This is a genomic window from Oerskovia rustica (assembly GCF_014836555.1).
GTDB classification, from domain to species: domain Bacteria; phylum Actinomycetota; class Actinomycetes; order Actinomycetales; family Cellulomonadaceae; genus Oerskovia; species Oerskovia rustica.
On sequence record NZ_JACSQQ010000001.1, the window covers coordinates 225,660 to 238,634 of the forward strand.

The following is a 12,975-nucleotide window of genomic DNA, read 5'->3' on the forward strand; positions in this document are numbered from 1 at the left end:
CAGCTGTCGCGGACGGCCTCGATCTGCGACGACCACTTCGCACTCAGCGTTGCTGCTGGTCCTTGGGCACGACGGCGTAGCGCCGGTTCACGAGCGACGGGTTCGCCTCCCGCACGGCCCCCAGGGCGCCGGGGTCGACGTCCGCGGTCCGCAGGCCCGCGCGCTCGTCGAGCTCGAGCCCGACCTGCCCGTCGGGCCCCACGAGCAGCGACCTCCCGGTCACGCCCTTCCCCGCCTGCCCGACGGCGAGCACCACCGAGGTGTTCTCGATCGCCCGGGCACGGGCCAGGGTGCGCCAGTGGTCGGCCTTGAGGTCGCCCGCGGCCCAGGCAGCGGGCACGACCAGGACGTCGGCGCCGGCGTCGACCAGCCGGCGCGCCGACTCGGGAAACCGCAGGTCGTAGCACGTCATGACGCCGAACGTCAGGCCGCCCACGGTCATCGTGGTCGGGGCCGCGTCGACCGGGCCCGGCTCCAGCCGGTCCGACTCACGGTGCCCGAACGCGTCGTAGAGGTGCACCTTGCGGTACACCCCGACCAGGTGCCCGCCCCCGTCGATCGCGACGACGGCGTTGACGGCACGGGTCGTGCCGCTGCCGCTGCCGCTGCCGCTGCCGCTGCCCGGGAGCGTCGTGCCCGCGATCACCGCGACCCCGGTCTCCGCCGCCCAGCGCTGGAGAGTCGTGACGAACGGGCCGTCGAGCGGCTCGGCGTGCTCGATCCCGACCCCTCGCGGATCGAAGCCCGAGGCGTACTCGGGGAGCACCAGGAGGTCGGCCTGGAGCCGCTGAGCCTCCGTGAAGGCCGAGCGCACCACGAGCAGGTTCGCCGCGTGGTCGTTCGAGACCTCGATCTGGGCGATCGTGACCCGCACCGGACCACGCGACGTCCGTGCCATGTCAGTCGCCGCCGCCACCGGAGTCGCCGCCCGAGCTGCCCGAGTCGCTCGAGCTGTCGCTCGGACCGTCGTTCGAGCGCGAGCCGCCGCCCGAGGAACCGCCGTCCGAAGACGCACCAGCCCCGCCGCCGTCGCCGGAACGGACCGACCGCTCGTCGTGCCGGACCTTGCGGAGCTGCTTGTTCATCGACAGGAACAGCGCGACGCACGCGAGCGCGACCGCGAAGATCGTGAGGAACCCCGGCAGGCCGGGAGACACGTCGGTCGGCTCGAGGCCCGGGCGCAGCTCACCGCCCGTCGGGGCGGGGGACGGCGTGGTCTCGGCCGTCACGCCGACGGCCCAACCGGGCCCTCCCGCGAGGTGGGACGACAGGTCGACCGCGAGCTGCGGCGTCGGGCTCATGCGTGGCCTTCCTCGGTGCGGATACCGGCGAACAGGTCGTCCTCCGGAAGCGTGGTCGGGACGCGCGACTCGGCGAGCTCGAACTCCTCGATCGGCCACACCGCGACCTCGAGGTCGCGCGGGATCGCGAAGAAGAAGCCGTCCGGGTCGATCTGCGTCGCGTGCGCGATGAGCGCCGCGTCGCGCTGCGGGAAGTACGGGGCGACCTCGACGCGCGTCGTGACCTCGCGCTCGGGGATCTCGCGCGCCGCCCGCGACTCGACCCAGTCGCTGAACGGCGACTCGAGACCGGCGTCCACGACGGCCTCGTGGATCGTGCGGATGCGGTTCATCGAGAAGTCGTGGTTGTAGTACAGCTTGAGCGGCTCCCACACGGGCGCGCCGCCCTCGACCTGGTAGCGCTCCGGGTCGCCTGCGGCGTGGAACGCCTCGAACGCGACCCTGTGGCACATGATGTGGTCCGGGTGCGGGTAGCCCCCGCTCGGGTCGTACGTCGTGATGACGTGCGGGCGGAACTCACGCACCAGCTCGACGAGCGGCGCCGCCGCCTCCTCGAGCGGGACGAGCGCGAAGCAGCCCTCCGGCAGCGGAGGCAGCGGGTCGCCCTCGGGCAGCCCCGAGTCGACGAACCCCAGCCAGCGGTGGCTCACACCGAGCGCCCTGGCCGCCGCCGCCATCTCCGCGCGGCGCAGCTCGGCCATGCCCTCGGGGGTCGAGGGGACCTCACCGAAGCTCGGGTTGAGCACGTCGCCGCGCTCACCGCCCGTGCAGCTCACGACGAGCACCTCGACGCCCTCCGCGGCGTAGCGGGCCGACGTCGCGGCGCCCTTGCTCGACTCGTCGTCAGGGTGCGCATGGACGGCCATGAGGCGCAACGGTGCGCCGTCGACCGTCCCGGGCGCCGTTGCAGTCCGCGGGCGCGCCGTCGATTCGGTCACAGGTCCTCCAGGGGGTACTCCGGGGCGAAGAAGTTCAGAGACAATGATGTCTCATGAGCAGGTAGTCCACCCAACCCCTGGACCTCGATTCACCATGACGAACAGCACTCCCCCGTCGGGAACAACCCCGCAGGTCGGCCCCGACGCGCTCGACGAGCACGAGAACCCGATCGGGCTCGCGCCGCGGACCCCGGGACCGCAGCCGCCCGCAGGGCGCTACGGACCCCCGTCGACGCCCGCCCGCCGCCGCCTCACGATCGCGGGCATCGTCGCCGCCGCGGTCGTCGGCGTCGGGATCACGATCTGGATCGGGCTCGGGCAGGCCTCGACCCCGGTGCGCTACGACGACTTCGGGTTCAAGGTCATCAGCTCCGAGCAGATCGACGTGACGTTCCAGGTCTCGATGAAGCCCGGCACCCAGGCCGAGTGCACGATCGACGCCCTCGCGGAGAGCTACGCGCAGGTCGGGACGGTCGACGTCGTCGTCGGACCGAGCGACCAGCTCGAGGGGCGCTACACCGTGAGCGTCGCGACGTCCGAGCTCGCCACGACCGGCATCGTCGAGAGCTGCCGCGCACTGCCCTGACGGGGGAACGGCGGTGTGATGCAGCGGACATTTGGTATCCTGAGGGATTCACGCTGCCCCAGAAGCATCAGGTCCAGCGAAACCCGCCACGCGGCGTCGGCGACCGGCCGACGTCACCACCCCGGGCAGGCAGCGGAGTCGCTCTCACCCGCACCCACTGCCTCACCCTGTGCGGTCGCGTCCACCGACGTCGACCGCAGGAACGCAAGGAAAGGAAGGAGCGAACCGTGACCGAGACCAGCGTCACCTGGCTGACCCAGGAGGCACACGACAGGCTTCAGGCCGAGTTGGCTCACCTGTCCGGTGCCGGCCGCACCGACATCGCCGAGCGCATCGCTGCTGCCCGCGACGAGGGTGACCTCAAGGAGAACGGCGGCTACCACGCCGCCCGCGAGGAGCAGGCCAAGAACGAGGCGCGCATCCGCGAGCTGACCGCGAAGCTCCGCAACGTGCAGATCGGCACGCCGCCGGACGACGGCAAGGTCGAGCCCGGCATGGTCGTCACGGCCCTCGTGGCCGGCGAGGAGATGGCGTTCCTGCTCGGCTCGCGCGAGATCGCCGGCGGCACGGACATCCGCGTCTACTCCCCGACGTCCCCGCTCGGCGAGGCCATCAACGGCACCTCGATCGGCGACAAGGTCTCGTACGCCGCCCCCAACGGGAACCAGATCCAGGTGGAGATCCTCGCGGCCAAGCCGTTCGAGGCGTGACCCACCGCTGACGCGCCGAGCCACCACCGACGGTGGCCGCCCCAGGGCACGCGCATCGCGACCACGCAGGCCCGGGGAACCTCAGGGTTCCTGGGCCTGCGTGCGTCCGGGTGCCTGCCGGGCGGCCGGTCGGGCCAGCCTGGACTCTTCAGCCCGCTCGCGACGGTCGGCGAGATGCTGCCGGTTGTCGGGTCCCCCGCGCGTGGTGCGACAACGAGCAGCATCTCGCCGCCGGGGCGGAAGGGCGCGGCTCACACGACGTCGGCGTCTGTCCACAGGCCGCCCCAGACCCGCCACGCACCCGGTCGCTCTCAGGCAGGATCACGCCATGACGGACGACTCCCCGAGCCCTCCCCTGTCCCAGCGGTCACCCGCACCCGCGCCCGAGATGCTCGCGGTTGTCGGGTGCCCACCTCTCGGGGCGACAACAGGCAGCATCTCGTGATCCCCCTCCCACCCGCACCGTTCCTCGTCACCGACGCGATCGCGGCCGGATGCACCCGACGGCAGGTACGGTCCACGAAGCTCCACACACGCCGTTGCCCGGGATCCGGATGGACAGGTCCCGGATGCACGACCTCGGAGCGCTCTGCGAAGCCGTCGAGCTCACGTTCTCCGACGGTGATGCCTGGTCGCACACGACGGCCGCGGCCCTGTGGGGTCTTCCGCTCCCGTCCGGAATCGACCTCACCGCGACCCTGCACGTCTCCCGGGGCCCCGGGAAGTTCCCGAGCGAGGCCGCGGGGATCACGGGACACGTCCGCCCCCGGACCAACCACGTCACCCGTCACCGTGGGCGCCCCGTCACGACCCTCGCCCGGACGTGGCTCGACCTCGCCGGCCTCGTCCGACCCGCCGCGCTGACCGGTCCCGACCAGGGGCGGGTCGACGCTCGTCGCGCCACGATGCCGTCGCTCTCGTCCACGCACGAGCTGTCGTTCATGGATCTCGTCTGCGTCACCGACGCGATCGTCGGCAGACGCTGGCCCGCGGTTCCCCGGGAGGAGCTCGCCAGAGCCCTGGCCTGGCACGGCTCCCGGCGCGGGGCTCGTGCGCTCCGGAGAGCGTTGGCCGCCACCCGGGCGTTCGTCGACTCGCCCATGGAGACCCGGCTCCGGCTCATGCTGGTTGCGTCCGGGTTCCCGTGCCCTGTCGTCGGAGCCGACGTGTACGACCGGGACCGCTGGGTCGCACGCCCCGACCTGTGCTGGCCCGGGCTACGCATCGCGATCGAGTACGACGGGATCCACCACCTCACGGACAGGCAGCAGATGCTCGACGACGTCGCGCGCCGAGAGGAGCTGGAGCGCCTGGGTTGGCGGGTCCTCGTGCTGTACGCGGACGACGTCCTGCGCCGCTGGCCCGCCACGACGGGACGGGTCATGCAGGCCTTTGCCGACCGTGGGGTGGACCCGGGCAACCTCGCAGACGCACCGGACGTCGTAGTCCGGCCCCGCATCGTCGAGGTCGCATGACGCCGACCGGAGGGGCCCCTCCGTCCGCCCCGTTCACCTACCGAGATGCTGCAAGTTGTCGTCCCACGCACCCCGGAAGCGACAACGGGCAGCATCTCGCGTCCGACTCCGCTCGTCGAGACGGCCGACGGCCGGGCCGCAGAGCGGCAGCCCGTCAGCCCGTCAGCCCGTCAGGACCCGGTACCCCGCGCCCCGTAGCTGCGCGACGAGCGCCTCGCAGTGCTCCTGCCCCTTGGTCTCGACCTGCATGCGCACCCACGCCTCGCCGATCGCGAGGTGCACGTCCGTGCGGTCGTGGTCGATGTGCATGATCGAGCCGCCGACCCCCGCGATGACGTCGAGCATCTGCGCGAGCGCCCCGGGCCGGTCGTCGAGCAGGACCTGCATCTGCATGTACCGGCCCGCAGCCGCGAGCCCGTGCCGCAGCACGCGCAGCAGCACCAGGGGGTCGATGTTCCCCCCGGACAGGATCACCACGACCGGGCCTTCCCACCCGGTCGGGGCGGCGAGCAGCGCCGCGACCCCGGCGGCCCCCGCCGGCTCGACGACGAGCTTGGCCCGCTCGGTGATCATCAGGAGCGCGCGCGACAGCTCGTCCTCGGTCACCGTCCGCACCTCGGCGCCCAGCTCGGACACGATCGAGAACGGCACGGGGCCCGGGGTGCCCACCGCGATGCCGTCGGCCATGGTCGAGCGGGCGAGCGACGTCGTCGGGACGCCTGCGGCGAGCGAGCCCGGGTACGCCGCAGCCCGCGCGGCCTGGACCCCGACGACCTTGACGTGCGGCGCGACCTCGGCCATGGCCGCCGCGACCCCCGCGACCAGGCCGCCGCCGCCGAGCGGCATGACGACCGTGCGGACGTCGGGGACCTGCTCGAGGATCTCGAGCGCGATCGTGCCCTGGCCCGCGACGACGTCAGGGTGGTCGAACGGGTGGATGAACACCGCGCCCGTGCGCTCGGCCTCGGCCTTCGCAGCCGCGAGCGTCTCGTCGACGTCGACGCCGACCAGGCGCACCTCGGCCCCGTACTCCCGGGTCGCGGCGACCTTGGGCAGCGCGGCGTCGACCGGCATGTAGACGACGGCCTGGATACCGAGCAGCCCCGCCGCGAACGCGACGCCCTGGGCGTGGTTCCCGGCGCTCGCCGCGACGACGCCGCGCGCCTTCTCCTCGGCCGAGAGCCGGGCCATGCGGATGTACGCGCCGCGGATCTTGAACGACCCGGCGCGCTGGAGGTTCTCGCACTTGAGCGCCACGGGCACGCCCGTGACCTGGCTGAGCGCGCGGCTCGTCTGGACGGGGGTCCGGTAGGCGACGCCGTCGAGCATGCGGGCGGCGTCGCGGATGCTGTCGAGCGTCACGCCGGGCTGAGCGAGGGTCACGCGTCCTCGCCCGCGCTCGCCCCGGCGCCCGACGACGGCGCTCCCGCTCGGCGCGACGCCCTGCGCCCGGCGGTGCGCGCCGAGGCGGGCACCTTCTCGTCGTCGGCGAGGTCTTCCTCGGCACGCCGGACCATGACCGGGAGCGCGGGCTTGCCGCGTATCACGAGGGTGTCGTCGGTGCCGAGGTCGGGGAACTTGTCGTGCCCGTTGAAGTAGAGCACCACGGTGTTGATCAGGGCGGCGAGCGGCACCGCGAACAGGGCCCCCACGATGCCGGCAGCGAACCCGCCGGCCGCGACCACGAGCAGCACCGCGACGGGGTGCAGCGAGACCGCGTGCCCCATGAGGAACGGCTGGAGCGCGTGGCTCTCGATCTGCTGGACCGCGAGCACGATGCCCAGCATGATGAGCGCCGCGACCCACCCGTTCGCGACCAGCACGACGAGCACCGCGACCGCGCCCGTGACGACGGCACCCACGATCGGGATGAACGACCCCACGAACACCAGGATGCCGAGGGGCAGCGCGAGCGACGGCACGAAGAACGCGGCACCGACACCGATACCGACCGCGTCGACGAGCGCCACGAGGATCTGGGTGCGCGTGTAGGCGGACAGCGTGACGATGCCGCGACGCCCCGCCTGGTGGATCGTGTCGCGCGACCGCGCCGGGAACAGGCCCACGCACCAGGACCAGATGGTCCGGCCGTCGAGCAGGAAGAAGAACGTGCAGAACAGCGCGATCACGGCGCCCGCGGCCACGTGGCCCACGGTCGTCGCCGCGCCCAGCGCCCCGGACACGATGCTGTCCTGGCTCGAGCTGATGAACTTCTCGAGCTCCTTGAGGTAGCCGTCGACCTGCTCGACGCCGATCCCGAACGGACCGGCCTGCAGCCAGTCCATGAACTCGTTGAAGCCGTCGATCGCCTTCTCCCGGAGCTCCGAGATCCCGCTCACGATCGTGCTGCCCGCCACCGTGATGAGCCCGCCCACGACCAGGAGAAGCCCCAGCAGCGCCGAGATGGAGGCCAGGCCGCGGGAGAACCGCAGCCGCTTCTCGAGGAAGCGTCGAACCGGTGTCAGCAGCACCGTGAGGAGCAGCGCGATCGCGACCGGGACCACGATGACCTTGAACAGCGCCGTGACGTACAGGCTCGCCGTGACGAGCGCGCCGATCAGGAGCAGGCGCCACGACCAGGCCGCGGCGGTCTGGATCGAGGGCGGGACGGCGTCGGCACCGTGCGGCCTGCCGGCTCGTACCTTCGTGGTCGCCGCGGACGTGGGGACCACTGCGGTGGCGACCGTTCCTGCCGAGGCGGGCGCCGTCGTCGGGCCCTGTGCCTTCTGGGCGCGGCCCTTGCGCGGTGCCGCGCTCACGCGAGAGCCCGCGTGAGGTCCGCGATCAGGTCCGCCGCGTCCTCGATGCCGACCGACAGTCGCACGAGGTCGTCCGGGACCTCGAGCGCAGAACCCGCGACCGACGCGTGCGTCATGCGCCCCGGGTGCTCGATCAACGACTCGACCCCGCCGAGCGACTCGGCGAGCGTGAACACCTGGGTGCGCGCGCAGACCGCGAGCGCCTTCTCCTCGCTCCCCGCGCGGAAGGACACCATGCCGCCGAAGCCGCGCATCTGGCGCTTCGCGAGCTCGTGACCGGGGTGCGACGCGAGGCCCGGGTAGACGACCTCGGTCACCGCGGGGTGCGACGCGAGGAACTCCGCGACCGCGGCCGCGTTGGCCGAGTGCCGGTCCATGCGCACCGCGAGCGTCTTGAGACCGCGCAGCGTGAGCCACGCGTCGAACGGCCCCGCGACCGCACCCGAGGAGTTCTGGTGGAAGCCGACCGCGTCAGCCAGGCCGCGCGTCCCCGCGGGCGAGACGAGGTCGCCCGGGAGCTCCGCGCCGTCGGCCACGACGAGCGCTCCCCCGACGACGTCGCTGTGCCCGCCGATGTACTTGGTCGTCGAGTGCACGACGACGTCGGCGCCCAGGCCGATCGGCTGCTGCAGGTAGGGCGTCGCGAACGTGTTGTCGACCACGAGGGTCGCGCCGTGCTCGTGCGCGATCCGCGCGAGGGCGGCGATGTCGCTCACGCCCAGCAGCGGGTTGGTCGGGGTCTCGACCCACAGGACCCTCGTGCGGCCCGGCTGGACCGCTGCCCGCGCGGCGTCCAGGTCCGTCAGGTCCACGGCCGTGTGCTCGATGCCCCATGGCCCGAACACCCGCGCCACCAGGCGGTACGTGCCTCCGTACGCGTCGTCGGGCACCAGGACGTGGTCGCCCGGGCGCAGCGTCGCGCGCAGCAGCGTGTCCTCCGCCGCGAGGCCCGAGGAGAACGCGAACCCGCGCGCCTGCGCGGCCCCGGCAGGCGTCTCGACGGCGCCGAGCGCCTCCTCGAGCGCCGTGCGGGTGGGGTTCGCGGACCGGGAGTACTCGTACCCCCCGCGCAGACCGCCGACGCCGTCCTGCTTGTAGGTGGAGACCTGGTAGATCGGGGGCACGACGGCCCCCGTCGTCGCGTCCGGGTCCTGTCCCGCGTGGATGGCGCGGGTCGCGAAGCCGGTGCTCGACCAGTCGGGGTGGGAGGGAGTGCTCGCGCTGCTCATCCTGTGAGCCTACGTGCCCGGGGGCCGCGTGTTCCTGCGGAACACGACGGTTCTCGCAGAGCGGATGTGGACATTTCGCGCGGACCGTCGGGACGGGACGGTTCCGAGGCGTCCGGGGAACAGGCGACGACGACGAGGTGTTGCCCAGGTGTCGGCTACAGGTGGAGGTAAAGATGTTCGAGTCGTTGTTCGGGTCCTCGATGAAGACCCAGATGGTCGCGCCCGAGAAGGCGCTCGCCGGGCGGGACCAGCCCGTGCTCCCCACCGCCCGCCCGCACACCGTGCTGGGGACGCCGATCACCGGTCCCTGGCCCGAGGGCACGCGCGTGCTGTACCTCGCGATGGGCTGTTTCTGGGGCGCCGAGGAGATCTTCTGGCAGGTGCCGGGAGTGATCTCGACCGCCGTCGGCTACATGGGCGGCACCACCCCCAACCCCACGTACGAGGAGGTCTGCACCGCGCGGACCGGGCACACCGAGACCGCGCTCGTCGCGTACGACCCGTCGGTCGTGAGCGAGGAGGAGCTGCTCAAGATCTTCTGGGAGCGCCACGACCCGACCCAGGGCTACCGACAGGGCAACGACGTCGGCACCCAGTACCGCTCGGCGGTCTACTGGACGACGCCCGAGCAGGAGGCCGCGGTCCGCGAGACCGAGGAGCGGTACCAGAAGGTCCTGACCGCACGTGGCCTGGACCCCATCACCACCGAGGTCGCACCGGCCGAGGGGCGCACGTTCTACTACGCCGAGGACTACCACCAGCAGTACCTCGACAAGAACCCCAACGGGTACCGCTGCCACGCGACGACGGGGATCCCGTTCCCCGACGCGGCGTGATGCCGGGCTGAGCGTCGGTGCAGAACCCCAGGTTCGGCACGTCTCAGCTGCTCAGCAGGTCAGGCCCGAGCCCGGCGCGACGCCCAGGATCGCCGTGATCTTCTGGTAGCGGTCGACCCTGCTCTGGACCGAGGCCGGGTTGCCGCCGTCGCACTCGAGCGCCCCGTTGAGCGAGTTGATCGTCTGACCGAATCCGGCGCCGCCGATCATCGCCTCGTGCGACGTCATGACGCCCGGACCGTTCTGCGTGTTCCAGTACCAGAGGGCCGTCTGCCAGGCGATCGACGGGTCCTGCTCGACGAGCCACGGGTTGTTGAGCAGGTCGATGCCGAGCGCGTCACCGGCCGCCTTGTAGTTGAAGTTCCAGCTGAACATGATCGGGCCGCGGCCGTAGTAGGCCTTCTGCCCGGCCGGGCAGCCGAACGGCTGCGAGTAGTCGCACTTGATCCAGTAGTTCGCCTCGTTGATCTCCTTGACGTACCGCAGACCGACCGACTCGAAGTCGGCGTGGGTCAGGAAGGCCGCAGCCTCCTGGGTCCGGGTCGTCTCGGTCCCCGTGTTCGCGAACCTCGGGTACGCCGCGAGGGCGTCGACGAGGCCCTGGTAGGTGTAGAACGCGTTGCGCTTCGGGAAGATCGCGTCGAACTCGGCCTCGCTGATCACGAAGTCGGACGCGCCACCCTGGCAGGCCCCCTTGTCCGCCCAGACGGTGGTGGCCCCCGGGTTCTCGCGCTGCGTCCACCACTTCGCGGTGAAGTTGCGGCCGTGGTGCGAGACCGTGGCCCCGCCCTGGTACGCGGTGGTCTCGCTCCACGTCGCGGCGCAGGGGTTCGCGGGCGCCGCGGTGGCGACCGTGAGCGGTGCCGTGGCCGGTGCATCGACCGCGGTCGCCGGCGCGGCGGCGGCGGTCGCGACGACCGCGCTCACGAGGCCGGCAGCCACGATCGCGGCTCCTCGGCGCATGCCGGTGACAGTTCTCTTGCCAAACATCGAGCCCCCATTTGCTCATCGTTGAACAATCCTTGTGAACGGCTGGCGCCGCGGTCACAAGGTAGCGATGCGCACAAATGTCAGCAACTCGAACAAACCACCTGATTGCGCTGCGCCTCCCCCGCGGGCATACCTGGGCATGCCTGGGCGCGCCTAGGCACTCCGAGTGGACGCGGGCCCGCCGAGGGTGCCCGACTCGACCCCCGAGGGTGACGCGCGCGACTACCGACGGTGACGCCGTCGACGACTGAAGGAGTCACCCGCGGCAGGTCGTCGCGTCACTCTCAGCGCCGGACCAGCGTCCTGTCATCGGCCCCGGCCCGCACCTCCGGCGCGAGCAGCAGCCGGCCCACGGCCTCGTTGCGGCACAACGTCGCCAGGACCGCGGCGACCGGCCCGCGCAGCGCCAGGACGAGCGCCACCACGACGCACACACCGACCGTCGCGCCCGCGACGACGTCGTGCGGGAAGTGGACCCCCTGCACCAGGCGCGCCGCGCCCGTCACGATCGCGAGGACCGCGGGCGCGACGACCATGACCCGGTAGGGCGGGAGGCGACGTGCGCGCCGGAACCGGAGCGCCGTCGTCGTGCCGAGGGAGTCCCGCGGGCGGCCCGTGGCGAGCGCCGTGAGCACCACGGACGTCGCGAGCGCGAACGCGATGGTCGTGTGGTTGCTCGGGAAGGACCAGTCCCCCGCCGCGGGGCAGTGCGCGATCTCGATGAGGTCCCAGCACCCGCGGGGCTGCTGGACGATCGTCTTGGCGACCTCGGACGTCGCGTAGGCCAGCACGGCGCCCGCGCCCCCGACGACCGCGGTCGCGACGGCCACGAGCCCCGCCCCGCGCGCCTGCCAGGCCGCGAGCACCCACAGCAGGGCGAGCACGATCACGCCTGCCTCGGCGACCAGCTCGACGCCGGGCAGGTCCGCGGTCCGGGCCGTCACGGCGAGGTAGAGCTCGGTGCTGGGCCCGCGCAGGAGCAGCAGCGACGGCACGACCACGGCGGCCGCGAGCAGCCAGAGCAGGGCCAGGAGCAGGGGCGATCTGGGGGACTTCACCCCGGAATGGTACGGAGGTGAACGGCCGATGAACATCAGACCGCGGTCGGACCCGGACACCTCCTGCCGTCCCCCTCGCGGCCCACACCCCGCCTTCACGTCCGTGCCCGTGGCATCGTGGGGCGCGTGACCGACGCCCGCACCGCCGCGACGCCCGACACCGCCCTGCTCACCGCCGCACGCCTGCTCGCCGCGGCGCTGGTCTGCGGGTCGGCGGTGCTCCTGTTCGCGGTGCACGTCCGGCCGCTCGGGTACGTGCCGCTCGTCGCGGGCGTCCTGCTGGGGCTACTCGTCGACCGGCGGCTCGGGCGCGACCTGCTGCTGATCGCGCTCGGCATGGGCATCATCAGCACCATCCCGCTCGCGGCGGACCTGAGCGATGCCGGGATCGCCCGGTTCGCCGTCGTGCTCTCGCTGGCGGTGCTGGTCCCGTGGGCCGTCTCGCGCTATGTCTACCGCGACGACGCGATCCGGTTCCCGGTCCGCACGGGCAGACGGTGGAACCGCACCCAGATCGTGTACCTGCTGGTCGTGCTCGTCGCGGGCTACCTGATCCTGCCCGCGTACTTCATCGGGTCCGGCTCGTACCAGAACTGGCCCGCGATCGAGACACCGCAGGAGATCGCGCGACTCTTCGTGGGCGTCAACGCCGTGGGGATCTGGGACGAGCTGTTCTTCGTGTGCGTCGTGTTCGCGCTGCTGCGCCGCCACTTCGCGCTGTGGCCTGCGAACCTCCTGCAGGCGACGGTGTTCGTGTCGTTCCTGTGGGAGCTCGGCTACCGGAGCTGGGGGCCGCTCCTGACGATCCCGTTCGCGCTGGTCCAGGGGTGGATCTTCGCGCGCACCAAGTCGCTCACGTACGTGGTGTGCGTGCACCTGCTGTTCGACGCGATCGTGTTCGCGGTCCTGGTGCACGCGCACCATCCCGAGCTGTTCGACGTGTTCGTCACGGGCGGGCGCTGAGGCACCCACGGCGGGGTCGTCACCCACCCGCGACGCGGGCAGCCCCAGCCCGCCCGACGTCGCGCGGGTCAGGGTGTCGCGTCCCCGTCGAGCGGCGGGACGTAGAACGCGGTCGTCGCGGGGGGGGGCC

The 12,975-nt window shown here is 72.3% G+C and carries 13 protein-coding genes; 5 read left to right on the top strand and 8 right to left on the bottom strand.

Features of this window, described 5'->3' with window-relative positions; translation table 11 throughout:
• Positions 1–43 precede the first annotated feature (43 nt).
• Genes H9652_RS00935 through mca form a run of 3 tightly spaced genes read right to left on the bottom strand, consistent with a single transcriptional unit; the run spans position 44 to position 2,167 of the window.
• Complete coding sequence (locus tag H9652_RS00935) at positions 44–898, bottom strand: carbon-nitrogen hydrolase family protein (protein ID WP_191794224.1); 855 nt, start codon at positions 896–898, stop codon at positions 44–46.
• A 1-nt stretch (position 899) separates the two neighbouring features.
• The gene (locus tag H9652_RS00940) at positions 900–1,301 is read right to left on the bottom strand and encodes a hypothetical protein (protein WP_191794225.1); all 402 of its coding nucleotides are present in this window, start codon (positions 1,299–1,301) and stop codon (positions 900–902) included.
• On the bottom strand, positions 1,298–2,167 hold the full coding sequence (gene mca / locus H9652_RS00945) for a mycothiol conjugate amidase Mca (RefSeq protein ID WP_191794275.1): 870 nt from the start codon (positions 2,165–2,167) through the stop codon (positions 1,298–1,300). The genes H9652_RS00940 and mca overlap by 4 nt, the downstream gene beginning before the upstream one ends.
• 166 nt (positions 2,168–2,333) lie before the next feature.
• Here mca and H9652_RS00950 point away from each other — a divergent pair, with 166 nt between their 5' ends.
• The 3 genes from H9652_RS00950 to H9652_RS00960 all read left to right on the top strand — a co-directional run bounded on the left by H9652_RS00950 (position 2,334) and on the right by H9652_RS00960 (position 5,010).
• Complete coding sequence (locus H9652_RS00950; RefSeq protein ID WP_191794226.1) at positions 2,334–2,825, top strand: DUF4307 domain-containing protein; 492 nt, start codon at positions 2,334–2,336, stop codon at positions 2,823–2,825.
• Positions 2,826–3,052: 227 nt separating this feature from the next.
• On the top strand, positions 3,053–3,535 hold the full coding sequence (gene greA / locus H9652_RS00955) for a transcription elongation factor GreA (RefSeq protein ID WP_030150112.1): 483 nt from the start codon (positions 3,053–3,055) through the stop codon (positions 3,533–3,535).
• Positions 3,536–4,104: 569 nt separating this feature from the next.
• Complete coding sequence (locus tag H9652_RS00960; RefSeq protein WP_191794227.1) at positions 4,105–5,010, top strand: endonuclease domain-containing protein; 906 nt, start codon at positions 4,105–4,107, stop codon at positions 5,008–5,010.
• Between the two features lie 162 nt (positions 5,011–5,172).
• Here H9652_RS00960 and ilvA read toward each other — a convergent pair whose 3' ends face one another.
• The 3 genes from ilvA to H9652_RS00975 are packed head-to-tail and all read right to left on the bottom strand — an operon-like array spanning position 5,173 to position 8,998.
• Entirely contained in the window at positions 5,173–6,339 is a 1,167-nt protein-coding gene (gene ilvA / locus H9652_RS00965) for a threonine ammonia-lyase (protein WP_191794276.1), read from the bottom strand.
• A 50-nt stretch (positions 6,340–6,389) separates the two neighbouring features.
• On the bottom strand, positions 6,390–7,769 hold the full coding sequence (locus tag H9652_RS00970; protein WP_318243921.1) for an AI-2E family transporter: 1,380 nt from the start codon (positions 7,767–7,769) through the stop codon (positions 6,390–6,392).
• Positions 7,766–8,998 carry a cystathionine gamma-synthase gene (locus H9652_RS00975; RefSeq protein WP_191794228.1) on the bottom strand — a complete coding sequence of 411 codons (1,233 nt, stop codon included), beginning with the start codon at positions 8,996–8,998 and terminating at the stop codon, positions 7,766–7,768. The genes H9652_RS00970 and H9652_RS00975 overlap by 4 nt, the downstream gene beginning before the upstream one ends.
• A gap of 173 nt (positions 8,999–9,171) precedes the next feature.
• Between H9652_RS00975 and msrA the strand changes: the two genes are divergently transcribed.
• Positions 9,172–9,834: a peptide-methionine (S)-S-oxide reductase MsrA gene (gene msrA / locus H9652_RS00980; protein ID WP_191794229.1), complete on the top strand. Its 663-nt coding sequence runs from the start codon at positions 9,172–9,174 to the stop codon at positions 9,832–9,834.
• Between the two features lie 51 nt (positions 9,835–9,885).
• Here msrA and H9652_RS00985 read toward each other — a convergent pair whose 3' ends face one another.
• Together H9652_RS00985 and H9652_RS00990 are read right to left on the bottom strand one after the other, a co-directional pair.
• Positions 9,886–10,776, bottom strand: a complete 891-nt coding sequence (locus tag H9652_RS00985; protein WP_318243922.1) for a glycoside hydrolase family 19 protein — start codon at positions 10,774–10,776, stop codon at positions 9,886–9,888.
• A 332-nt stretch (positions 10,777–11,108) separates the two neighbouring features.
• Positions 11,109–11,882 (bottom strand): phosphatase PAP2 family protein, encoded by a 774-nt coding sequence (locus H9652_RS00990; RefSeq protein ID WP_191794231.1) that lies wholly within the window; start codon positions 11,880–11,882, stop codon positions 11,109–11,111.
• 126 nt (positions 11,883–12,008) lie between these two features.
• Here H9652_RS00990 and H9652_RS00995 point away from each other — a divergent pair, with 126 nt between their 5' ends.
• Entirely contained in the window at positions 12,009–12,845 is an 837-nt protein-coding gene (locus tag H9652_RS00995; RefSeq protein WP_318243923.1) for a type II CAAX endopeptidase family protein, read from the top strand.
• Positions 12,846–12,975 lie beyond the last annotated feature (130 nt).